This is a genomic window from Corynebacterium aurimucosum ATCC 700975, assembly GCF_000022905.1.
GTDB classification, from domain to species: Bacteria; Actinomycetota; Actinomycetes; order Mycobacteriales; family Mycobacteriaceae; genus Corynebacterium; species Corynebacterium aurimucosum_F.
Map to the genome: position 1 here is coordinate 1,462,075 of NC_012590.1, position 24,651 is coordinate 1,486,725.

At 57.4% G+C, this 24,651-nt stretch carries 19 protein-coding genes, 2 rRNA genes and 1 other annotated feature (1 of these 22 only partly in view); all 21 genes read right to left on the reverse strand.

What is annotated here, in order from left to right:
• Position 1: 1 nt before the first annotated feature.
• The 21 genes from CAURI_RS06880 to CAURI_RS14000 all read right to left on the reverse strand — a co-directional run bounded on the left by CAURI_RS06880 (position 2) and on the right by CAURI_RS14000 (position 23,649).
• Entirely contained in the window at positions 2-1,387 is a 1,386-nt protein-coding gene (locus CAURI_RS06880; RefSeq protein ID WP_010186505.1) for an anaerobic C4-dicarboxylate transporter, read from the reverse strand.
• 212 nt (positions 1,388-1,599) lie between these two features.
• Positions 1,600-3,213, reverse strand: coding sequence for a ribosome biogenesis GTPase Der (der, locus tag CAURI_RS06885; protein ID WP_010186503.1), 1,614 nt, complete (start codon positions 3,211-3,213; stop codon positions 1,600-1,602).
• Entirely contained in the window at positions 3,206-3,916 is a 711-nt protein-coding gene (gene cmk, locus CAURI_RS06890) for a (d)CMP kinase (protein WP_010186501.1), read from the reverse strand. Before cmk ends, der begins: the two co-directional genes overlap by 8 nt.
• The gene (locus CAURI_RS06895; protein ID WP_012715054.1) at positions 3,916-4,833 is read right to left on the reverse strand and encodes a pseudouridine synthase; all 918 of its coding nucleotides are present in this window, start codon (positions 4,831-4,833) and stop codon (positions 3,916-3,918) included. Before CAURI_RS06895 ends, cmk begins: the two co-directional genes overlap by 1 nt.
• Positions 4,834-4,920: 87 nt before the next feature.
• Positions 4,921-5,535, reverse strand: coding sequence for an SMC-Scp complex subunit ScpB (gene scpB / locus CAURI_RS06900; RefSeq protein ID WP_010186496.1), 615 nt, complete (start codon positions 5,533-5,535; stop codon positions 4,921-4,923).
• 16 nt (positions 5,536-5,551) lie between these two features.
• Positions 5,552-6,349 (reverse strand): segregation and condensation protein A, encoded by a 798-nt coding sequence (locus CAURI_RS06905; RefSeq protein WP_010186493.1) that lies wholly within the window; start codon positions 6,347-6,349, stop codon positions 5,552-5,554.
• A 9-nt stretch (positions 6,350-6,358) separates the two neighbouring features.
• The gene (locus CAURI_RS06910) at positions 6,359-7,237 is read right to left on the reverse strand and encodes a ParA family protein (RefSeq protein WP_174878616.1); all 879 of its coding nucleotides are present in this window, start codon (positions 7,235-7,237) and stop codon (positions 6,359-6,361) included.
• A 165-nt stretch (positions 7,238-7,402) separates the two neighbouring features.
• Positions 7,403-8,518: a hypothetical protein gene (locus CAURI_RS06915; protein ID WP_010186489.1), complete on the reverse strand. Its 1,116-nt coding sequence runs from the start codon at positions 8,516-8,518 to the stop codon at positions 7,403-7,405.
• Between the two features lie 44 nt (positions 8,519-8,562).
• On the reverse strand, positions 8,563-9,486 hold the full coding sequence (xerD, locus tag CAURI_RS06920) for a site-specific tyrosine recombinase XerD (RefSeq protein WP_166806574.1): 924 nt from the start codon (positions 9,484-9,486) through the stop codon (positions 8,563-8,565).
• Positions 9,483-10,121, reverse strand: coding sequence for an NUDIX domain-containing protein (locus CAURI_RS06925; RefSeq protein ID WP_010186486.1), 639 nt, complete (start codon positions 10,119-10,121; stop codon positions 9,483-9,485). Before CAURI_RS06925 ends, xerD begins: the two co-directional genes overlap by 4 nt.
• Positions 10,122-11,081 carry a copper transporter gene (locus CAURI_RS06930; RefSeq protein ID WP_010186483.1) on the reverse strand — a complete coding sequence of 320 codons (960 nt, stop codon included), beginning with the start codon at positions 11,079-11,081 and terminating at the stop codon, positions 10,122-10,124.
• Positions 11,081-12,265, reverse strand: a complete 1,185-nt coding sequence (gene steA / locus CAURI_RS06935; protein WP_010186481.1) for a putative cytokinetic ring protein SteA — start codon at positions 12,263-12,265, stop codon at positions 11,081-11,083. Before steA ends, CAURI_RS06930 begins: the two co-directional genes overlap by 1 nt.
• A gap of 26 nt (positions 12,266-12,291) precedes the next feature.
• Complete coding sequence (gene recN / locus CAURI_RS06940; RefSeq protein WP_010186479.1) at positions 12,292-13,968, reverse strand: DNA repair protein RecN; 1,677 nt, start codon at positions 13,966-13,968, stop codon at positions 12,292-12,294.
• A gap of 38 nt (positions 13,969-14,006) precedes the next feature.
• Entirely contained in the window at positions 14,007-14,918 is a 912-nt protein-coding gene (locus tag CAURI_RS06945; protein ID WP_010186477.1) for an NAD kinase, read from the reverse strand.
• On the reverse strand, positions 14,915-15,724 hold the full coding sequence (locus CAURI_RS06950) for a TlyA family RNA methyltransferase (RefSeq protein ID WP_010186476.1): 810 nt from the start codon (positions 15,722-15,724) through the stop codon (positions 14,915-14,917). The genes CAURI_RS06945 and CAURI_RS06950 overlap by 4 nt, the downstream gene beginning before the upstream one ends.
• 40 nt (positions 15,725-15,764) lie before the next feature.
• Complete coding sequence (locus CAURI_RS13930; RefSeq protein ID WP_010186474.1) at positions 15,765-15,926, reverse strand: hypothetical protein; 162 nt, start codon at positions 15,924-15,926, stop codon at positions 15,765-15,767.
• Entirely contained in the window at positions 15,917-16,900 is a 984-nt protein-coding gene (locus tag CAURI_RS06955; protein WP_010186472.1) for an HAD-IIA family hydrolase, read from the reverse strand. The genes CAURI_RS13930 and CAURI_RS06955 overlap by 10 nt, the downstream gene beginning before the upstream one ends.
• On the reverse strand, positions 16,900-17,850 hold the full coding sequence (locus tag CAURI_RS06960) for a tetratricopeptide repeat protein (protein ID WP_010186470.1): 951 nt from the start codon (positions 17,848-17,850) through the stop codon (positions 16,900-16,902). Before CAURI_RS06960 ends, CAURI_RS06955 begins: the two co-directional genes overlap by 1 nt.
• Positions 17,851-17,980: 130 nt before the next feature.
• Positions 17,981-18,574 carry a hypothetical protein gene (locus tag CAURI_RS06965; RefSeq protein WP_010186467.1) on the reverse strand — a complete coding sequence of 198 codons (594 nt, stop codon included), beginning with the start codon at positions 18,572-18,574 and terminating at the stop codon, positions 17,981-17,983.
• Between the two features lie 460 nt (positions 18,575-19,034).
• Positions 19,035-19,152 (reverse strand): 5S ribosomal RNA (rrf, locus tag CAURI_RS06970).
• Between the two features lie 117 nt (positions 19,153-19,269).
• A 23S ribosomal RNA gene (locus CAURI_RS14000) occupies positions 19,270-23,649 on the reverse strand.
• A gap of 475 nt (positions 23,650-24,124) precedes the next feature.
• Positions 24,125-24,651 (reverse strand) — a sequence feature (16S ribosomal RNA rRNA prediction is too short); it runs 105 nt beyond the window's last position.

Genomic DNA, 24,651 nt, shown 5'->3' on the forward strand with positions numbered 1-24,651 from the left:
CTTAGAGCAGGATCTGCGCGAGCACGGAACCGACTACGCAGGAGGTAACGACAGAGATGGCGCCAGGGATGATGAACGAGTGGTTGATGACGAACTTGCCGATGTGTGTCGTACCAGTCCGGTCGAAGCCAATGCAGGCCAGGTCCGAAGGGTACGTCGGCAAAATGAAGTAGCCGTATGCAGCACCGTAGAAGCCTACGATGACTGCCGGGTCAATGCCTAGCTGCAGCCCGATAGGAGCAATGGCGACGAGTGCCGCAGCCTGGGAATTCACCAGCTTAGACACGATAACCAAGACGACTGCGTAGGCCCACGGAGCGGCCTCAACGACGCTACCAAGGTTAGATTCCAAGGCGTCGATGTGGGCTTGGAAGAAGGTATCTGCCATCCAGGCCACGCCGAAGACTGAGAACACTGCGGTCATGCCAGCTTTAAAGACCGGGGTGGAGGCGATCTTTGCTGGTTCCACCTTGCAGCTCAACAGAATGATCGCACCTGCGACCAGCATAATCATCTGGATAACGAGGTTCATGGACAGTGGGCTCAGTTCCCCATCCTTACCCGGGAAGACAGGACGCAGGAACTCGAATGCGCCGAGAACGACCACGCACGCGATAGCGACAAGGAACACAACTACGGAACGCCTAGCTTCCTTGGAGAAGACCTCATTCATCAATGAACCGGTGCTCTCGTTGATACGAGCCGCGAATTCTGGGTCCTTCATCTTCTCTTGGAAAACCGGATCCTTATCCAAATCCTTTCCACGGCGCAGCGACCACAACGCGGCCAAGATAACACCGGACAGCGAGGCCGGGATAGCCACCATAAGAATCTGCGGGATGGAATAGGCCTTGTCGATGACTCCGGCATTTTCCGCAATGATGGAGGCAAGGGATACCGTTGCCACAGATACGGGTGAGGCAGTAATACCCATTTGCGCGGAGGTCGATGCCACAGCCATCGGGCGCTCGGGGCGAATCCCCTTCTTGAGCGCGATGTCCTCAATAATCGGGAACATCGTATAAACCACGTGTCCGGTACCGCAGAGCACGGTTAGGAACCACGTTGTCAGCGGGGCCAGAATCGTGATGCGCTCGGGGTGCGCGCGAAGGATCTTTTCCGCGAATTGCATCATCACTTCCAAGCCCTTGGCCTGTTGCAATGTGGCTGCGCAGCCGATTACGGCGATGATCGTGAGCATCACCGATACCGGCGGTTCACCTGGAGCAAGACCGAAGACAAAGACCATGAGCAAGAGGCCGATGCCGGAAATCAGGCCTAGTCCAATGCCCCCATAGCGGGTTCCCAGGAGCAAGGCTCCGAGAATAATGATGATTTGAAGAATGATAGCCAGGACGGAGTCTGGTGCGATAACACTAGCTAGCATGTCACGCCCTTCAATCTAAGGATGGATAACGAACTATCTACAGCCTATCCATACGGACTCAATCGGACATAAACAAAAGGACGAGCACATTATCACACTCTCAAAAGAGTGGGATTTGCTCGCCCTTGCGGTATAATGCCAGCGTAACGGCCATACTGTTAAGAGAGCCGCACCTCTAGAGCACCAATCAGAAAGTCAACTAACCAGACACATCATCGGCGTTGGCGGCGCTCGCGCACGCGCACCGCGATGCGCACAGGCGAGCCATGGAAACCGAAGCGCTCGCGGAACTTGCGTTCCAAATAGCGGCGATAACCCGCATCCAGGAAGCCGGTGGTAAACAACACGATGGTCGGCGGTTGTGTGGATGCCTGGGTAGCGAACAGCACGCGTGGGAGGCGGTTATTGTTCATCGGCGGCGGGTTGGCGGCGATTGCCTCGCGCATCCAGTTGTTGAGCTGACCAGTCGACACGCGCTGATCCCAGCTCTCTAGGGCCTCAATCATGGCGGGCTCCAGCTTCTGCAGGGCGCGGCCGGTCTCCGCCGAGATATTCACGCGGGTCACCCACGGTAGGTGACGGAGGTTCTCATCGATCTCGCGCTCCAAGTAGTAGCGGCGATCCTCGTCCACGAGGTCCCACTTATTGAAGGCGATGACCAGAGCCTTACCAGCTTCCAAAATCATGTTAAGTACGCGCTGGTCTTGCTCGGAGACTTCCTGGGAAGCATCGATAAGCATGATGCACACCTCGGCCGCATCGATCACGCCGCGCGTGCGCAGCGAAGCGTAATACTCGTGGCCCTGCGCGTTCTTGACCTTCTTACGCAGGCCCGCAGTGTCGATGAACTTCCATAGCCGCTGATCCAGCTGCACCAAGGAGTCGACGGGGTCGACAGTCGTACCGGCAGCATTGTCCACGACGGAGCGCTCCTCCGCCGTCAGCTTATTCAGAAGCGAGGACTTACCCACGTTCGGTTTGCCCACCAGCGCTACGCGGCGAGGCCCGGAGGTAATCGAAGAATGACGCGGTTCCTCGGGAAACAAGCGCAGAATCTCATCCAAGACGTCGGCGCCGCCCCGGCCGTGCTGGGCGGATACCGGCCACGGATCCCCCAAGCCCAGCGCGTAGAACTCGGCCATATCTGCGTACATCGTCTCCGAATCAAACTTGTTCGAGACGAGGATGACGGGCACCTCAGAGCGCTGCAGCTTTCGAGCCATTACAGCATCGGTTTCCGTGATGCCCACCTTGGTGTCTACCACGAACACAATGACGTCGGCAGTGTCCATGGCCTGTTCTGCCTGACGTGCGATGGCGGCGTGGATGCCCTTGACGTTTGGATCCCAGCCACCGGTGTCCTGAACGAAGAAGCGCTGGCCGTTCCAGTCCGCCACGTAGGACACACGGTCACGGGTCACACCAGGATGGTCCTCCACCACTGCTTCACGCCGGCCAAGGAAGCGGTTAACGAGGGAAGACTTACCCACGTTCGGCCGGCCCACCACGGCCACCGTGCAGAGGTTTTCCTCCGTGTGCTCCTCACCTACTCCAAAGGCATGGGATAGAGCTTCCCATTCCTCCTCACTCAGCGGGGCATCACCTTCGGCCGGTTCTTCTTCGTCACCGAAATCAGCCTCGCCGAATTCTGACTCGTCAAACTCATAGTCGAAGTCCTCGGAATCGAAATCCTTTTGCGCCCAGCCGCCGTGCGGATCGCGCACGACCTCTTCCTCAAGTTTGCCCACCGGGTAGTGGAATTCCGTCTCGAAATCTTCCGGCTGCTGCTCCGGATTCAGATCCGGATTCTGCGGTTCATTAGTCATTCGAGGCCTCCTTTGCAGCAGATTCTTTCACGACGGCGATGAGTGCGTCGAGGACTTCCTCACGGGTCATCTCGGACGTATCGACGAGCACCGCGTCCTCAGCTGGGCGCAACGGCGAGGTGGCGCGGGAGGAGTCTGCGGCGTCGCGCCGTTCGACGTCGGCAAGCACGGTGTCAAAATCCGATTCAATGCCGGCGGCGAGGTTCTGGTCGTGGCGGCGCTGCGCGCGGACCTCGGCACTGGCCGTCATATACGCCTTCGCGGGGGCATCCGCGAGAACGACAGTGCCGATGTCACGTCCTTCCACAATCGCGCGGTGGGCCTGTGCCGCCAGCTTCCGTTGCAGTTCAACAAGGTTCTGACGTACTTCCGGGATTGCCGATACCGCCGAGACATTGCGGGTGACCTCATCCTCGCGGATAACGCGGGAAACGTCTTCACCATCGAAGATAACCTGGGTGGAATCAGGGTCATCGGAAACCTCAAGGGGAAGGTCTGCAGTCGCGGCAATCACCGCGTCAGTATCCGCCGGGTCCACCCCTGCACGCAGTACAGCCAGAGTAGCCACGCGGTACATGGCCCCGGTGTCTACATACTTCGCCTCAAGCTGCTTGGCCAACGCGCGGCACGTCGTGGACTTACCGGTCCCAGAGGGGCCGTCAACAGCCAAGATGAGGCCTTGATCGGGCATATTTGAAATCATTACATCCCCACCGCCTTGTACAGGCTGGTCAATTCATTGGAGTTCAAAGCACGCAGGGAGCCAGGCTTCATATCGCCCAGCTGTACTGTGTGAAGCTTAGTGCGCACGAGGCGCTGCACTGGGTAGCCGGCTTCTTTCAGCATGCGGCGAACGATGTGCTTGCGGCCCTCGTGCAGCTCTACGCGCACCAGCGAATAGCCTTGGTTCTTGTCCACGATTTGCACATAGTCTGCCTGCGCCAAGCCATCTTCTAATTCGATACCCTCGCGCAGTTGACGAATGAGCTTCTTATCGGCCTCCCCCAGCACCGTGGCCAAGTACGTCTTGGTGACCTCGTATTTGGGGTGCATGAGGCGGTTAGCAAGTTCGCCGTCGTTGGTCAGCAAAAGGAGCCCCTCGGTGTCGGCGTCGAGACGCCCGACGTGGAATAGGCGCTGACCTGCCACGACACGATCAGCCACGACATCGCCCACGCAAGGCCGACCCATGTCATCCGACATGGTGGACTGCATCCCGCGGGGCTTGTTAAGCACGAAGTACTGTGTCTCTTCGTTGACGTTGATGCGGGTGCCATCCACCCGGATGACGTCCTTGTTGGGATCCACGCGGGTGCCCTGCTTGATGATGACCTGACCGTTGACCTCGACGCGGCCCTCATCGATCAGGATCTCAGCGTGGCGACGCGAAGCAACACCGGCCTTGGCCAACACCTTTTGGAGGCGTTCGCCTTGGTTCTGGGAATTCTTCTTATTCTTACCTTCCACCAGCCAATCCGCGCCCAAGTCACGGGCGACGGAATCTGCAGTGGCCTTCTTCTTCACATGCTGATGGCGAGCCGGCTTAGCGTTCGACACGATCATGTCGCTGTCACGCTTTTTCTTTTCCGGTGTGCCATCGCGGCGAGCGGGTGGAGTCACGGGAATGTGTCCTCTCAATAGATCTTCAATTTGCTGGGCGTGAAAACACGCCTCTGTCCGGCCGCAATCCTACCGCAGAGTAGGCCTTTATGAGTAGTCCTCGTCGATCTGCTCGATGTCTGGCAACAGCGGAGCAAGATCCGGAAGGCGCTCAAGAGAATCAATGCCGAGTAGCTCGAGAAAAAGCTCAGTGGTCTCATACTGGTGCGCATGTCCCACAGAGGGCTCAGGGCTTTCTATCTCCCGAATGAGTCCACGTAACAATAGTGTCCGGACGACTCCATCAACGTTAACGCCGCGAACACCTGCGACTTGAGCTCGAGTTACCGGCTGGCGGTATGCGATGACCGCCAAGGTTTCTAGGGCTGCGCGGGAGAGTTTGGTTTGGGTGCCATCAAGAACAAACTGCTCCACGGCATCTGCGTTCTCTTTACGCGTATAGAAGCGCCACCCCTCGGGTGTCTCGCGCAGGTCGATTCCGGAACCACGCTCGGTCAGTTCTCGTTCCACAGCCCGCAAGGTGTCGCTGACAACAGTGGGCTCCGCGTCCAACACGCGGGCTAGCTCTTCCACGCTTGCAGGCGAGTCGACGACGAGGAGTATCGATTCGAGGCGTGAGCGCAGCTGCGGGATGAGGGGCAAAGCTCTCTGTCCGTTGGAGGGGGCCGCTTCGCTAGGTGCCGGGGATGACGTGTCGTCCATGACTCGGTAGCGTACCTTAATCCCAGTTCGCCGCTGCGACCACGGCCGGATCTACGTCGAGGCCAGTCCACGATAATTCGAGCGGCCCCAAAGATTCCGGTTGGGAAGCATCCACAGCCTTGGCTTTATACAGCTCCAGCAATGCTAGGAAGCGGCCAACGACTTCCATCGAGACGGTGCAGTCCCTCGTTAAGGCATCGAAACTCATCCACTGCCCCGTGCCCAGCAGCTTGAGCGTAGTGAGGATCTTTCCAGCCTGCTCCGGCACGGAAACAGCAACTTGGTGGATGTGCCCAGTCGCGACCTCCTCCGGCGGCTTGGGACGGAAGACACCCGCGGCCAGCTCTGCGAAGCTCGCTGGAGTGTGTCCCAGCTTCACCGGCGGGAGGAGATCACTAAAGCGCTCCTCCATGGCCACCGCCCGCGGATAGCGCCGCTGGGCAGCACGCTGCCACTGCGCGAACTGGTCGGCTACTTGTTTATAGGCCTTGTACTGCAGCAAACGCGCGAAAAGCAGATCGCGGGTCTCCAGAAGCTCGAGGTCCTCCAAATCATCAACCTCGCCGCGAGGTAGCAAACGCGCTGCCTTCAGGTCCAGGAGTGTGGCGGCAATGAGGAGGAACTCCGTGGTCTCATCCAAGTCCGCAGTTTCTCCCAGCGCACGTGTATAAGCCACAAACTCGTCAGTGACTTCAGACAGCGCCACTTCCGTAACGTCCAGCTTCTTTGCCTGAATCAGCTGGAGCAGCAGATCGAACGGGCCCTCGAAGTTGCCCAGCGCGATGCGAAAGCCGGTGATCTCCGGTTGGGTCATAGTAGGTGGCTAGCTGTTAGCCCGCTCAATGACCTCTTTAGCTAGGTCGCGGTACTGCTTGGCCGCCTGGGAGCTCGGGGCCCACGTAGTAATGGGCTCGCCGGCGACAGATGTCTCAGGGAAACGCACGGTGCGGGTAATCACCGTGTCGAAAACCTTGTCACCGAAGTACTCCACCACACGGTCCATGACCTCGCGCGCGTGGCGGGTGCGGCGATCAAACATGGTGACCAAAATGCCCATGATCTCAAGGTCAAAATTGATTCGGTCAGCCACCTTCTCCACAGTGTCGGTCAACAAGGCGAGACCACGCAGGGAGAAGAACTCGCATTCCATAGGAATGATGACGCCCTGCGAACAAGCCAAGGCGTTGACGGTCAGCAGGCCCAGGGAGGGCTGGCAGTCAATGATGATGAAGTCATAGTCCTTGCGCACAGGGCGCAGCGCGCGGGCCAGAGTGTGCTCGCGGCCTACCTCGTTGACCATCTGAATTTCCGCGGCGGACAGGTCGATGTTGGCTGGAACAAGGTCGAGCCCCGCCACACCGGTATGCACGATGGCCGAGTGCACCGAGACCTCACTGTCGAGCATGACGTCATAGATGGTGTCTTGGATCTGGTCGTGGGTTAGGCCCAGACCGGCCGAAAGAGCACCCTGGGGATCCAAGTCAACGAGGAGGACTTTACGCCCGAGTTCCGCCAAACATGCGCCCATGTTAATGGTGGACGTGGTCTTTCCCACACCGCCCTTCTGGTTGCACATGGAGATAATCGTCGCGGGACCATGCTTTTCCAACGGCTCTGGTTCCGGAAGCTCCCGCAGTGGGCGGCCGGTCAACCCGACCTGCGCTTCTGAGGCCTCAAACAGTCCCTCGTCGCTCACAGTCACACCTGCTTCCTTGACCTTACGGCCTCTCTGCGGCCTTTCCGCTTCGACACTGCAGCCCCCGACCGGCGCTACATTCTTACATCCTTGTGATTATAGGGTACCCCTTGGGTGCCCGTGCCGCGATTATAGCTAGCACAAACCACAGAATAAAGCCTGCAACCTAGATTAAGAAAGCTCTTCCTGCGACGTCGAGCGGCGCCTCTTCACGACAAACCCGACGATGAGAGCGATGATCCCGATGCCCACAATGCCCGCTGCGAGCAGACCAGCTCCCATTCCCGAGCTATCCTGTTCCTCGCTGTCAGACCCGTTGGCACCATCAGAATCGAGCTGCTGCTCCGGCGGTACCTCACTAGCGTTCTCACGAGTCGGATCCGTAAGCGTCACTACCAGCTCCGCGGACTGATTGTCCTTATTAAAGAACTGCATGATGAAAGGATTGTCGGGCTCCGTACCTTCTGGATAGGTCAACGTCATAGTACGCGAACCTTTATCGATCTCGCGCTTCACGCCTTCCACAAACTCGCCCTCCGCATTGAGGTAACGCAGCGTGACCCCGTCATCCTCAAGATGCTTGAAGCGGTTATACAGATCTAGAGCCTGCTTGAACCCAAGCTTGGCGGTAATTGTCTGTCCGTCGATCGTGGATTCCAGGTTGACATAAGCCGTGTGGGAATCATCGACACCCTCCCAGCCGCGGCCAGTGCGCGGAGGGCGCTCTTGTCCTTGGCCACCGCCATCTGTGGCAGGCGCCGAGCCGCCGGTGGCAGGATCATTTCCGCCTTCTTTTTCATCTCCGCCTGTGCCGCCCTGAGGATCCCCGCCATCCTCAGGACTATCCACGCCACCTGGGTTCTGCTGTCCCCCTCCGAGGCTCTCCGGATCGCCGCTTTCAGCCGCATCATTGAGGTCCTCGGCGGTTACCTCAGCATCTGCCACGAGCACGATAGTCATGGTCACGCCCTGGTAGGTCACCGGAACACTGATTTGTCCTCCAGCGGCCGGCGCGGTCACCGTTGCAGTACCACCAGAAGCGTTGACATTCCACCCATCGGAGGCAACGTTGACGTCGACAGGCACAGGCAAGGAAACGGTTGTCGTCTGACCGGCCGGCACCGGGATGGTGGCATCTTGCGCGTGCGCAACCGCCGCCCCAAACCCAGCTATTTCACCCTTCCCGCTCACTGGGCCGGCGAGGATACCGGACAGCGGGGCCACGGTGAGCGCGAAGGCTAGAGCCATCCCGCGATAAGTTCGGGAGAAAGATGCGGTTGAAGCCATAAGAATCCTTTTCATTGCTAGACGTCGTGATGATTCTAGGTGCCCTAGGCACGCGGGTGCGCAGTGCGCCATACCTCGCGGAGCGAATCCGCGGTCACGTGGGTATAAATCTGTGTCGTCGTAACGGAAGAATGCCCCAAGAGCTCCTGCACGGTACGCACATCCGCCCCGCCCTCCAGCAAATGGGTAGCAAAAGAATGCCGCAAAGTGTGCGGGGAAATCTTCGTGCTCAAGTGCGCACGCTGCGCTGCGGTCTTGATCGCAGCCCAGGCGCTTTGCCGCGACAAAGCCTTTCCCCGAGTGTTGAGGAACAAGGAGTGGGAGGCCCCCGTTGCCAGAACCGGCCGGGCACGCACCAGGTAGTTCTCCACCGCTGTGACCGCATGGGAACCCAGGGGAACGAGGCGCTGCTTATCGCCCTTGCCGCTGAGCACGAGGATGTCCCGAACCGACGCCGGCCCCTCACCCGTCACATCGTCCACGCTCAGCGAAATCACTTCGGAAATACGGGCACCCGTTCCATACAGCATTTCCAAGAGAGCGCGATCCCGAATATCAATGGGCGTCGCGGATTCATCGGTGGGGATAGCGTTGAGGAGAGCCTCGACGTCCTGCACGCTGAGTGTCTCTGGCAACGCTTGCGCCCGCTTGGGCGGGGATACTTCCGCCGCCACATCCTCCTCAATCATTCCCTCCGCTAGCGCAAACTTGTGCAAGCCGCGCGCCACAATCAGTGCGCGGCTAGCAGAAGACTGCGCCAAAGATTCTCGGAGAAAAACGAGGTAATTTTCCACGTGTGCGCGGGTTACCCGGCGCAGGTCCGTGATGCCGGATTCCGCGAGCCAATCAACATAGCGATTGATATCTCGTCGGTAGTTGCTCACGGTGTTCTTTGAGGCACCTTTTTCAACCATGAGGTGCATCAACCATGCTTCTCCCGCAGCTGCGGCGGAGCTCGACTGCGTCACAGCTTCTTCAGATCCGGTCCAGGGCGCCGTTGCGCTAGAGATTGCGGACGCAGCTCGAAGGGCGCATCAACCGAGCGCGCCGCGCGCCCCTCTTGCACGCAGGCATAAGCTGCGAGAAGTCCCGCCACCGCAATCGAGTTCACAATCTCCCCCGCGAGGATCCGCTCGACGGCCTCCTCGAGGGGCACCCAGGCGAAACTCATGTCTGCTTCTTCATCGCCTTCGGCTGCGAGCTTCTCCACGGAGGACAGGCCTCGCGCTAAGAAGACGCGCACGGCTTCCTCACAAAAACCTGGGGAGGTCACCAAATCGGTCAACACTGCCCACTCCTCGGCGGCTAGCCCGGCCTCCTCCTGGAGCTCGCGTTGCGCGCCGCTGAGCTCATCTTCACCCTTGACGTCGAGTAATCCAGCCGGTAGCTCCCACAGGCGCTTGGCGACGCTATGGCGGTACTGCTCCACCATGGCGACCCGGTTGCTCTCGTCCAAGGCCACAACGGCGACGGCGCCGAGGTGCTCTACAATCTCGCGTTGCGCTACGACCTCCCCTGGCATGACAACGTCATCGCGACGAACGGCGATGATGGGGGCGTCGACAAGCAGCTCGCTACCTACCGTGCGAAACTCGTGTGACATCTAGAGGTCCTTCGGCAGCGCCGGCGCTGCGCCTTCAGCATTCGCCGCAGAACCGTAGACGCCCTTACCGCCATCCAGTTGTTCCTTCACCGCCAGGACGGTAGCCATCTGGGACACTGGGTGATCGATAGAATCCACAGTGCTGATTTCTGTCTTGGCGGCACGAAGCTTATCCAAGACTCCATCATCGCCGGCAGATTGCACGCGACCGGCATAGACCATAGCGGTGTCTACGGAATCAAAACCTTCGAGGAATTTGACGGTGTTATCGATAGCGTACTTCTTCGCAGCGCTGTTCTCATCATCACCCGGGACCAAGCCGCCGCCCACGACAACGACTGCTTGGGCGGGCAGAATAGTCCCGTCTTTGTAGTCGATATAGCCGGCATCGCGCAGGGCACGCAGCAAGGTGGCCCGGTCCTCAACGCTGGCAAGAGGCTCGGTGGTCTTAGCATCCATCAGCAGGCCCGCGGCGAGAGCTTGGCCGGAATGAGTTCCGGCGTCGACCTTCTTCTTGTCGAGCTTCGCACCGGCCGGCAAGGTAGAGGTCACGAGGGACAGGAGCTTGTCTGCCGAATCTTGGGCAAGGAATTTGTCGGTCAACTTGATGCTTCCGGCGTCGGTGGAATCCGCCGACCCCAGCAGATCCTTCACAGCCTTAACATCGGCATCATCAGCATCGGGCATGCTCAGCACCATGACTGGGCGCTGGAATAGGGATCCATCAACCACGAAACGACCGAGCTCTCCCATGACGGAATCCGCAGAGTCCAACTGAGCCTCTGCAATATTGTGGTCCAGCACCAGCTCGCTGTACTTTTCCCGCACCTCATCTGTGGATTCACCGCCGGGGCCAGGGGCGGAATCCATGTTGGGGGCGATCACCAGCGTGCCGAGTGCAATGCCTAGTGCTGCGCCGAAACCGAGCCCAGCAACGACGAAGGATTTAGGCGACACCATCACTTGAACCACCCCTGCACGCTCAATGCGAAGTTATTCCAGGTATCGATCAAGTTCTGGAGGAAGGATTCATCGCCACCCAAGCCGACGATCAGAATAACCGCAGCGAGTGCCACGAGAATGCCGAGCAGCGCCCACAGCCACCCCATAGCGCCGGAATTCGGCGCAGTATAGAGGTCAATAACAGCGTCCGCATCCACCAGGCGCGTCCCTGCCTTCATGTGGCACAGCAAGGCCGCTGGCGTAGCATTCGACTCATTGGCGAAGATGTCATCGAGATCGAGGGCTCCCCCGACCTGCACGATCATCTGGGCCTCGTGGTAGTCCGCTAACAGTAGGGCAAGGTCGGTGGCTGAGTCCGTAGCTGCCGGGAAAGTCATCGCGCCTATCCCCAGGTCCTGAATACGCTCGAGCCCTTCAGCAGTCCCGTCTGGCTCAGCCGGAAGAATAACCTGGGCGCCGCTGCGCAAGGTTTCCGAGCTCACCTCGGAGGGATTTCCCACGATGAAGTGGGGCTGGTAACCCAGCTCTACCAACGTATCGGCTGCAGAATCCACGCCAATGATGATGGGTTCATACTCGCGGATGAAATTGCGCAGAAGCGTCAGCTTCTTACGGTGTTCCTCGGAGGGCGAGACCACGAGTACTTTACGGCCAGCCATGTCGGAACCCGCATCGGGTACGCCCAGGCCGTCGATGAGCAGGGGCCCCTCGGAATGAATGAACTCGATGGAGTTGCCGAAATATGCCTCCATGTGATCGATGAGTTCCTGTTGGGCAGAAGCGAAATTCTTCTCCGCCCGGTCACGAGTAACTACCGTTCCGGAGGATAGCTGGGTATCACCAGAATAAATCGCTCCATCCTCAGTGAGTCGTGCCTTCTTTCCATCCTTGAAGTTGCTCACGAAGTCTTGACCGACGCCTTCAACGAGGGTGACGTCGGCGTCAAGCAACATATGCGGGCCATAGTTCGGGATAGAACCAGTGGAAAACTCGGCGACATTGATAACGGCGGCCGGCTTCATGTCCACGAGGGTCTGGGCCTCTTGGCGGGAAATATTGGCAGCGTTGATGACGGCGAAGTCACCAGCGCTAAACTTCTTCATGCCTTTGCCACCCGGGGTGCAATCACGCAGCGCGCCGTGCTCTCCAGGCAGATCGGTGTTACGGGAAAACAGACTCATGCCTGACAGTTTCCCCTGTTAAGGGCTCAATGTGTGGAAGGCGCGCGGAAAGTCTCAACTTCTGCTTGAGCTCTATCAAATAGCTCCTGAGCGTGCGCGCGACCGGTCTCGGTGTCATCGAGACCAGCCAGCATACGAGCGAGCTCCTCGACGCGCTCCTCGGGCGTCAGATCCGCCACGCCTGACGTGAACTTCTCCTTGGACACATGCAGGTGCGAATCTGCATAGGCAGCTACCTGGGGCAGGTGGGTAACGCAGATGACCTGGTTGGTAGTCGAAAGCCGTGCTAGGCGACGCCCAATTTCCACCGCCGCGCGCCCTCCGACACCGGCATCCACCTCATCGAAGACCAGCGTGGTGCCGTCACCACTGGCCAGAACCACCTCCATAGCCAACATGACGCGGGAGAGCTCACCTCCCGAGGCCGCGGAAGCTAGCGGTTTGCCGTTGAGCTGGAACTCCACCTCATCCGCGCCAGTCTTAGAATATTTGGCCTTCTTCACGGCGGCCGTCAAGGTGGAGTTTGGCATGGCCAAGCCATGGATTTCTTCGGTGACCTGAGCCCCGAGCTTCTTCGCGGCCTTGGTTCGAGCGGCAGTGAGTGCCTCTGCCTTGGCCACCATCGTCTTTTCGGCCTCCATTACTTCCTTCTTCAAAGCCTCGAGGGCCTCGGTGGAGGTATCCAAGGTCGCAAGTTTCGCCTCAGCAGCGTCCCGCCAGGCCAGAACTCCATCAATGTCAGCAGCATACTTGCGCGTGAGGAGCTTGAGCTCTTGCTGGCGTTGCAAAGATTCCTCGAGGAGGTTGGGATCCGCAGGCAGATCGCTCAAATACGTGGTGAGCTCGGCAGCGATATCGGTCAGCTGCGTGGTGACTTCACTCAACCGCTCTCCTAGCCGGGTCAGCTCGGCATCGCTCGCCCCAGTCAATGCCGATTCAGCTGCACCGACAAGGTTGACGGCAGTGTCCTCATCACCAAAACCTTCACCGCCGTCCAAAGCACTCAGAGCAGTGGCTGCGCCTTCGCGCAAAGCATCGACGTCTTGCAAACGCTTAATCAGAGCTACGAGCTCAGCATCCTCACCGGGCTCCGGCTCGAGATCAGAAATCTCCTTAATGGCGAACTGCAAGCGGTCCACCTCTTGGGCCATCTCACGACGGGACTCCATCCGGTGCTGGTAGTCCTTGGCCAATGCGCGCCACTGCCTAAAAGCCTCGGTATACGCGCTACGGCTCTTCTCGATAGAAGGCTCGAAGCGATCGATGGCGGCCAGCTGTTGATCAGCCGACAGCAAGCGCAGCTGGTCATTTTGCCCATGCACAGTGATGAGGTGGGAAGCGAATTCTCCCAATGTCGCCGCCGGCACCGACCGCCCGCCCAAATAGGCTCGTGAGCGCCCTGCCGCAGACACCGTGCGGGAGGCAATATACTCACCGTTCTCATCCGGCTCTCCGCCTGCGTCCTCGACCAACGCCGCCACAGCCGGTGAATCGGAGGAAAAATGACCTTCCACGGCCGCTTTCGAGGCCCCATCGCGCACGCGTGATGCATCAGCGCGACAGCCAGCCAGCAGGCGCAAGCCAGTCACAACCATGGTCTTACCGGCGCCAGTTTCACCGGTAAGCACGGTAAGCCCCTGCGAGAGCTCCGCAGCGGAGCTTTCGATAACGCCGAGGTCCGAGATGCTGATATCAACGAGCACAGTGCGGTATCTTCCTTCCTGAATACGCGCTAGAGCAGTTAGTGCCGGGGTCCGCGCCAACCTTCCACGGGGAGGCGGAGCTTGGATACGAGGCGGTCGGTGAAGGGCTGCTGGTCCAACCGAACCCAGCGCACGGGCCTTTCACCACGCACGACTTCCACGCGCGAACCCGGCGGCATAGAAATCTCACGGAAACCATCGAGGATTACCACGGCCGGAGTCGTAGCCGAGGCCGATTCCACCGCCACCTGCGAATCCGGAGAGACTACGAGTGGTTTAGTAAACAGTGCATGCGCATTGTTCGGAACCACCAGGATGGCATCGAGAGAGGGCCACAATACCGGCCCGCCAGCTGAGAAGGCATAGGCCGTGGAGCCCGTCGGAGTGGAGATAAGAACACCATCGCACCCAAAAGCTGAGACAGGACGTCCATCCACCTCGAGGATGGCATCAAGGACCCCTGAGCGATTGAGGTTCTCAATCGAGGCCTCATTGAGCGCCCAGCTACGCTCCCGCAGCTTTCCTTCTGCATCAAACACTGCAACGTCAATGGTCAGGCGGTCTTCGACGTCATAGGACTGCTCGATGACGCGCACGAGCGCACGGTCTAGGGACTCCGCTTCCCACTCTGCGAGGAAGCCAACGTGCCCCAGATTGATGCCTAGGACGGGGACGTCCACTGCACGTGCCATGTCGGCAGCGCGCAAGAACGTGCCATCACCACCGAGCACGAGGACTAGCTCACAGCCTTCAGCTGCCGCCGGCGTATGCCTCACGTGCTGCAGCCCAGGGAGAACGGTGTCCGCTCCGCAGACGCGTACCTTGATGCCAGCCTCCTGCAGCAGCTCTGCTGCACGGTGCGTGGCAGCGAGGTTATCCTCGCGGCTAGCGTGCGGGACAAGAAGAATTTCGCGGCGAGTGGTGCCCTCCGCGGCGCTAGTCCTGCTCACTGGGGTCCTTCCTTGATTGCCGTGTCGATCAGTACATCCAGCTTATCTTCTGGGGTGGACAAGCCATCCTTGACCAACCACAGGAAGTATTCGACATTGCCGCTTGGTCCGGGTAGCGGGGATGCCGCCACGCCTTTGACGCTCAATCCGAGCTCTTGGGCGAAGACAGCCACGTCCTTGGTCACTTCCGCGCGAAGCTCAGGCGAACGCACCACTCCGCCGGCCCCTATCCGGTCCTTTCCTACTTCAAACTGCGGCTTGACCATGGGTAATAACCATGCGCCATCAGCCATGCATTCTACGATTGCCGGAAGTACCAGTTTTAGGGAGATAAACGAAAGATCACCCACCATAGCGTCGCAAGGCCCATTCGTCTGTTCAAGAGTCAGGTTGCGAATGTTGGTGCGGTCCAGCACAGTAACGCGCTCATTGTTTTGCAAGCGCCACAATAGCTGTCCATAGCCCACGTCAACTGAAAGCACTTCTGCGGCACCGCGGCGCAAACAGACATCAGTAAAACCGCCGGTGGACGCGCCCGCGTCCAAGACACGCTTGCCTTTGAGGTCAACGTCGAAAGCCGCAAGCGCACCGAGGAGCTTGTGCGCGCCTCGCGACGCCCAATCATCACCCTCGCTGGCTTCGACCTTAATAGACACCTCTGGCTCGACCACAGTCGCGGGTTTCGTAGCCTTGAAGCCCCCCACCGTCACCCGACCAGCCTTAATCATCTCAACGGCTTGTTCTCGTGAGCGCGCAATCTTGCGGCGTACCAACTCTGCGTCGAGACGGCGACGTTGCGGTGGCATGATTAGGTCCTCTTTCCCCTAGAATCCTCGGTGATTCGCACTAATTATCTTGGAGCGCATCGCGCAAAACGGTATGAGCGCGGTCCAGCTGAGCTAGCTCTTCCTCAAGAGTCTCTGCGGGCTCGGTGAGAATCTCGGTGATGGACGCATCGAGGGTCTCTGGGGCCAACACTGCGCGCGGGTCATGGGGTTTTACCGCCATGTGGACACTACCCTCTCCGCGGCTTCGCTCCGCGGCTGAATATAGCGCGGAGGCTCAGCGCCTGCCCAGGCTACCTCCAAAACGGTACGCAGTGCCTCGACCGACGTAGATTTCTCGTTCCCACCTTGCAGAACGATGTCATAGCCATCAAAACGCGCCCTAAACCCACCCTGGGCGCCCGGACGCGCTTGCGCTTCCGACAAGGAAAGCTCGTGGAATCCGGCACCAATGAAATTCGGACGCTCCTCCGGCGTTGCTTCAATGAGCGCCAGCTCACGGGATACGCCTGTCAGCACGTGGAAAGTATCCATGGCCGCATTGTTGCCGCCGACGATATCGGTGTCTAGGCGGTCCCCAACAGCGAGGGGCTTCGACGAGTTCACCAGCTTAGCTGCCTGGGTAAACATGGCAGGCTCCGGCTTGCCTGCCGACACTGGCTCGACGCCTGTTGTGGAAACAATAGCTGCGACGAGCGAACCGTTACCTACAGCCATTCCGCGCTCCGTTGGCAGCGACGTATCCAGGTTCGAGGCATAGTATTTGGCACCTTGGTTGATGGCAAGCGCGCCTTCAGAGAGCTGCTCCCACCCCACAGACTTATCCATGCCCTGCAGCACGGCAGCAGGCCGATCATCGGCGCTATCGACGACGATGAAACCTGCGTCCCGCGCGAGCGCGCGGAAGGATTCTGCGCCAATAACAAGGACCTTCGCGCCTGCGGGCAGATCTTCGCGCGCGATCTTTATTACAGCTTGCGCTGAGGTGACAACGCGATGGGCATCGGCGTCCAGTCCAATCTCACCGAGCATGTCTGCCACGGTCTGGGGGCTACGCGACGCATTGTTTGTCACATACACCGCGGGGATGCCACAGGAGTTAATCACGTCAACGACGCATTGAAGGGCCTGCCCACCCTCCCACACGGTTCCGTCAAGGTCTAACAGCAACGAATCGTGAGTTTTGAGAATACTCATTATTTGCACTCGGCCAGACGCTCCGCGGCGTCGGTCCAGTCTCCTTCGTCAATCTCGATAGCATGCTGGAACCATTCCCGTGCCTCATCCTTACGGCCAGCCTCCAGCAACGCATTCGCATAGGCATAAGCAAGACGGCACGCGGAGACACCCTTGGCGTCCTTCGTGGGCTGCGCACGCTGAACCGTGACCACAGCGGAGTCTGCCTGGCCCATGTCCAGCCGAGCGCCCGCAGCGACAATGGCCAATTCGATGATGTCCTCCGGAGCGAGCTCCTTAGCGTCCTCGCTACGCCACAGCTCGACAGCCTTTTCTGGGCAGCCAAGACCACGCTCACAGTCAGCCATCACCGCCATCAAACCTGGTCCACCGGAAATGCGGCGCGCAGCGCGCAGCTCTGCGAGAGCTTCCTTCCACTCACCTGCGCGATACGCGGCGATACCGTTCATCTCTCGGGCAACCGAGACACGACCGGCACGATCCTTGGCTGCTCGGGCATGGCGAAGCGACAGCTGTGGATCGTCATCAAGCCAGGTTGCCGCCATGATGAGGTGCTTAGCCACAGCTTCGGAGTTCTCCTTCGATAGCGAGGAGAGGTCCTGCAGAACCGAGGGATCGAGATCAGTGATATCGATATCAGAAGGCAGATCCGGGTCCGTCATGCGGCGATTGATCCGCTCCTCACGGTAGCCCGAACGTTGCGGATGTGAGGCCTTGTTCTTATCACAACCGTGGCTCTTAGAATCATTGCGACGATTATCGCGGCGGGGGTTGGCACCATCGCGGCCGCCTCGGCGCTCATCACGGCGATCACCGCGACGCTCTTGACGACGCCCCGATGCGCCGCCACGCTTTTCAAACTTGCGACCCCCAGAGCGGTTGTGCCCACGGTTGCCTTCCGAGGAACCTTCGCGGTCACGGCTGTGGTCGCGGGAGATGGATTCAGACATTAAAGCTATGCACTTTCTGCGGTAGACGCGTCCGTATGTACCGAACCAGTCTACAGGCCAGCGACGCAAAACCGGCAATACACTGGCTGGTAGGTGAAACGGCCCACGGCCAACGGTTACCGACTAAGACTCAGGAGAAATCAAGAAAGAACTGCAACTCTTCCAGTGGCCAACTATGTCTCACACGGTCCAAGCCAACAGCCACCTGGGAAGCGGAAAGTCCATGTTCCACGCTACCGTGCTCCAGTGGCTTGCCGCGGACGACGGACCAGAATGTCCAACCATTATTATGAATCGCGTCAAGGCGCAGACCCTGCCGATCCCGCGCCATGGTCGCGCCTTCCTTAATCATTCGGTCCGGGCTCAGACCTTCCACCAACACCTCGAGCATCCGGGATTCACCGTTCAGCGCCACAACGAGAGCTTTGGCGACATAAAAATGGCCCTTCTTTCCAGTCTTCCGGCCCTGCTTGTCACAGAAAAAGCTGCCGAAAAGGACTGGGTAAAAGTCGATCCAACCATTCTTCCAAGCCTTATTAATCCTAAAGGCCAACAGAATGTGACGGGCTACCAGGAAAAAGAAGTAAAGCAACAAACCGGCAAGAAGAAGCGCCAATAATCCTGGAACCTGGAAGCTGTTCAAGAGCAAACCAAAGGAAAAGATAAAACCTGCTATCACAACCATCGCCCCGAAAAAGACCAGCCCATCGCGAATAGCACGCATCTGAGGCACTCCATCCTCGGACTCGAAGACGGGACAAAGATTATAGGGAGACGGATTATCGTTCTTTCGGCTATAGGGCACAGCCTTCAAATCGCTGAGAAAGACAGAGTTATAAGAATGCCTAAAAAGATTCGGCGATTGTGGAAACCTCATCGCTTTCTCCTCAGCGATCCCTCAGAACGACGTGTAAATACAGACATCATTCTAGTTCGTGAGCGTGAAAAGCTCCGCTAGCCAAAAGTGCAGTCCTGGAGGTGCATTCATGCAGGTCGCTGTTTCTGGGCCGTGGGTGCTTGACGATGCCCACGCTGCAGGTCTGTGTTTTCGGATCTGTACTTTTACTGCGGTACTAGGCTTGGTGTGCGGATTATGTTGGGGTGAAAACGCTGTGAAGGCCCTAGACGTGGTGTGTTGTCTAGGGCCTTCACGGTTTGTTATTGAGTTGTTTGTTGTTGTTTGGTGTCGGCGGTTTCTTACTCTCCCACAACCTCCCGGTTGCAGTACCATCAGCGTTAGCAGGCTTAGCTTCCGGGTTCGGAATGGGTCCGGGCGTTTCCCTGCTGCTATAGGCCACCGACAAACACACGGGGCAAATCTGGTTTGCTGGTGTTGTGTCAGATACTGTGTAGTGGACGCAAGCGACAGTGTGATAGTTGTTTGTCATGTTTTGTTGTCAACACACCCTAGATGGGTGTGTGTGTTTGTTTTGGTCTATTAGTACCAGTAGCCTTCACACCTTGCGGTGCGTCCAGGTCTGGCCTATCAACCCCATCGTCTTTGGGGGACCTCAAATGAAACCTCATCTTAAAACAGGCTTCCCGCTTAGATGCTTTCAGCGGTTATCCCTTCCGTACGTAGCCAACCAGCCATGCTCCTGGCGGAACAACTGGCACACTAGAGGTACGTCCGTCCCGGTCCTCTCGTACTAGGGACAGCCTTCTTCAAGTTTCAACGCGCGCGGCGGATAGAGACCGAACTGTCTCACGACGTTCTGAACCCAGCTCGCGTGCCGCTTTAATGGGCGAACAGCCCAACCCTTGGGACCTACTCCAGCCCCAGGATGCGACGAGCCGACATCGAGGTGCCAAACCATCCCGTCGATATGGACTCTTGGGGAAGATCAGCCTGTTATCCCCGGGGTACCTTTTATCCGTTGAGCGACACCACATCCACAAGTAGGTGCCGGATCACTAGTCCCGACTTTCGTCCCTGTTCGACATGTCTGTCTCACAGTCAAGCTCCCTTGTGCACTTACACTCACCACCTGATTGCCAACCAGGCTGAGGGAACCTTTGGGCGCCTCCGTTACATTTTGGGAGGCAACCGCCCCAGTTAAACTACCCACCAGGCACTGTCCCCAACCCAGATCATGGGCCAAGGTTAGACATCCAATCCGATCAGAGTGGTATTTCAACAACGACTCCACACACACTGGCGTGCATGCATCACAGTCTCCCACCTATCCTACACAAACCGAACCGAACACCAATACCAAGCTATAGTGAAGGTCCCGGGGTCTTTTCGTCCTGCCGCGCGTAACGAGCATCTTTACTCGTAGTGCAATTTCACCGGGCCTGTGGTTGAGACAGCAGAGAAGTCGTTACGCCATTCGTGCAGGTCGGAACTTACCCGACAAGGAATTTCGCTACCTTAGGATGGTTATAGTTACCACCGCCGTTTACTGGGGCTTAAATTCTCAGCTTCGCAGTCAAAGACTACTAACCGGTCCTCTTAACCTTCCAGCACCGGGCAGGCGTCAGTCCATATACATCAACTTAACGTCTTCGCATGGACCTGTGTTTTTGATAAACAGTCGCTTCCCTCTATTCTCTGCGACCCCACAACCCACACCAACGCTTTGGTTGGCTTAAGTCGTGTGGTCCCCCTTCTCCCGAAGTTACGGGGGCATTTTGCCGAGTTCCTTAACCACAGTTCACCCGAACGCCTTAGTATTTTCAACCTGACCACCTGTGTCGGTTTAGGGTACGGGCCATACATCCACATCGCTAGAGGCTTTTCTCGACAGTACTAGATCACCAACTTCACCCCAATGGGCTACGCATCACGCCTCAGGCTTACTCGGTGTGCGGATTTGCCTACACACCACCTCACACGCTTACACCAACAATCCACTCAGCGGCATGGCTACTACACTGTGTCACCCCATCACTTGAACCACACATCAGGCCCCACGACATCAACAACCAACGTGTTCAAAGAACACCCCAGTCGCATCCGCGGTGGTTAGTATCAGTGCTTCATCATGGGCGCGGATATACGGGTACCAGAATATCAACTGGTTATCCATCGACTACGCCTGTCGGCCTCGCCTTAGGTCCCGACTCACCCTGGGAAGACGAACTTGACCCAGGAACCCTTAGTCAACCGGCGGGAAGGATTCTCACCTTCCAATTCGTTACTCATGCCTGCATTCTCACTCGCACACACTCCACGCCTCCTCACGGTAACGCTTCAACACATGCACGACGCTCCCCTACCCAATACAAAAAGTATTGCCGCGGCTTCGGCGGTGTGCTTGAGCCCCACTACATTGTCGGCGCAGGACCACTCGACCAGTGAGCTATTACGCACTCTTTCAAGGATGGCTGCTTCTAAGCCAACCTCCTGGCTGTCTTCGCGATCCCACATCCTTTTCCACTTAGCACACCCTTAGGGGCCTTAACCGGCGATCTGGGCTGTTTCCCTCTCGACTATGAAGCTTATCCCCCACAGTCTCACTGCCGCACAACACAATTGATGGCATTCGGAGTTTGGCTGACATTGCTAAGATTGTAGTCCCGCTCAACCAACCAGTAGCTCTACCTCCACCAAGCTAATGCGACGCTGCACCTAAATGCATTTCGGGGAGAACCAGCTATCACGGAGTTTGATTGGCCTTTCACCCCTACCCACAGCTCATCCCCGCAGTTTTCAACCTACGTGGGTTCGCGCCTCCACAGCATCTTACTACTGCTTCACACTGGCCATGGGTAGATCACCCCGCTTCGGGTCCAGGACATGCCACTGACAACACCCCATTAGGATTCGGTTTCCCTACGGCTACCCCACACGGGTTAACCTCGCGACATGCCGCTGACTCGCAGGCTCATTCTTCAAAAGGCACGCCATCACACACAAAAAGGTGCTCTGACGGATTGTAAGCACATGGTTTCAGGAACTATTTCACTCCCCTCCCGGGGTACTTTTCACCATTCCCTCACGGTACTAATACACTATCGGTCACACTGAGTATTTAGGCTTACCGGGTGGTCCCGGCAGATTCACAGCAGATTCCACGAGCCCGCTGCTACTCGGGCAACCCAACAACTTGCACATTGAAGCCTTCAACTACGGGACTATCACCCTCTACGGTCGGCGTTTCCACACCACTTCACCTAACAACAACACACAAGCACGATGATGGTAGTCACCGCCCATGGACCTGACCCCTGTTTGGTAGACACCTGATATCCAGCCCAGTTGGGTTGGGAAGAAAGGTAATCTACCACCATGCCTAGGTACTCCGAACAGTTCAAACGTGATGCTGTGGCCCTCTACGAAAACAATGAGGACCTCTCACTTCACGCGGCTTCAGCAGAGCTTGGAGTCAATCGCTCCTCACTTTATTCCTGGATCAAGCAGTACGGCACCGGAAAGCGTGCCCGCACGAAGACCATGCGTGACAAGACTCAGGCGACAACCGATTCTGAGCGGATCCGCCAGCTAGAAAAAGAAAACGCAAAGCTGCGCGAAGAACGCGACATCCTGCGCAAGGCCGCGAAATATTTTGCCGAAGAGACACGCTGGTAATCCGCTTCCAGTTTGTCGATGACCACCGAACCGAATACTCGGTCAAGCGGATGTGCCACGTGTTAAAGCTCAATCGCTCCTCGTTCTACAAATGGGTCAACACCCGCGAAAAACGCAGGTTAAAGACGTGTTCCGATGCCCTTATTGGTGCGAGAATCAAGACCATCTTCGATAATGAGCACGGGCTTTATGGTGCTAAACGCATCGCTGCAAGCCTCAACGACGATACGGACTTTCCTCCGATCAATCACAAGAAGGTCGCACGCATCATGAAATCCATGGGGCTAAAAGGCTTTACTAAACGGCGTCGATGCATCACCACCAGGCGCAAGCCTGGCCGTCGAGTCATGCCAGATTTAATAGGCCGCAAATTCACAGCTGACAGGCCAAACCACGTCTACGTAGGCGATATCACCTACCTGCCGTGTAAGGGCGGCAAGAACATGTACCTAGCCACGGTCATTGACGTTTACTCACGCAAGCTCGTCGGCCATGCACTCGCTGACCACATGCGGGTATCGCTGGTTATCGAAGCTTTATCTCATGCCAGAAAAGTCCGCGGAAGCCTTAAAGGGGCAATTTTCCATTCCGATCACGGCAGTGTGTACACCTCACAAGCATTTAGAGAGCACTGCGCTGTACTTGGTGTTCGCCAATCCATGGGAGCAGTGGGAACGAGTGCCGATAATGCCCTGGCAGAATCATTTAACGCCACCCTAAAGCGTGAAGTTCTGCGTGATCGGAAAGTCTTTGACAATCCCATCATCTGCCGCCAAGAAGTCTTCCGATGGTGCATGCGCTACAACACGCGCAGACGACACTCCTGGTGCAACCTTCTAGCCCCCGATGACTTCGAAGAACTCACATCAGCTACACTGACCCAAGCAGCATAGCTAACCCCCGACGTGTCTACCTTCCGGGGGTCAGGCCCCATTGGGGCCCACAACACCGCACACACAACCCCTACCAAGTATCACATGCACACGGTTTAGCCTCATCCACGTTCGTTCGCCACTACTAGCAGAATCATAATTTTATTTTCTTCTCCTACGGGTACTGAGATGTTTCACTTCCCCGCGTAAACCCCCACAACAGCTATGAATTCACTGAAGGGTAACACCCCATAACAGGTGCCAGGTTTCCCCATTCGGACATCCTCGGATCAACGCTTTATTGACAACTCCCCGAGGCTTAACGCAGCCTTACACGTCCTTCATCGGCTCAGCATGCCAAGGCATCCACCATGCGCCCTAAATAACGAACACACAACCAACACAACAACCACCACAAACATGGCGGAAGTCAAACCGTGCTGGTGTGAACACACAAAACACAAAAGAACAAAGAAATCACACAAACCACAACCCACCACCAACACAAAAGAAGATGGCAAGCACATGGTTTAATGCTCGCGTCCACTATACAGTTCTCACACAACACCCCACACAACCCAACAACCACACCCCTAAAAGGCAAAGCAGTTACTGAAACTTATGTGGGTTACAACCAGGGAACAATGCCCCAGACACCCAACAATGCACCACGTACTTTTTTTAAAAACAGACACTCAACAAGTGCCGCGTTAGCTAAATAATTATTCTGGTTAAGATGTATCTCCACCCGATTAACTTACGGTGGCAGCAAAACTTTTGTTTACTCAACCACCACACCATGAAACAAACTCATGGCTATAAGCACCAACTGGTGCCACATAAAATGCTCCTTAGAAAGGAGGTGATCCACCCGCACCTTCCGGTACGGGTACCTTGTTACGACTTCGTCCCAATCGCCGATCCCACCTTCGACAGCTCCCTAACAAGTTTAGGCCACTGGCTTCGGGTGTTACCAACTTTCATGACGTGACGGGCGGTGTGTACAAGGCCCGGGAACGTATTCACCGCAGCGTTGCTGATCTGCGATTACTAGCGACTCCGACTTCATGGGGTCGAGTTGCAGACCCCAATCCGAACTAAGGCCGGCTTTCAGCGATTCGCTCCACCTCACAGTGTCGCTGCGCGTTGTACCGACCATTGTAGCATGTGTGAAGCCCTGGACATAAGGGGCATGATGATTTGACGTCATCCCCACCTTCCTCCGAGTTAACCCCGGCAGTCTCTCATGAGTCCCCAACCAAATGCTGGCAACATAAGACAAGGGTTGCGCTCGTTGCGGGACTTAACCCAACATCTCACGACACGAGCTGACGACAACCATGCACCACCTGTACACCAACCACAAGGGACACTACATCTCTGCAGCAATCTGGT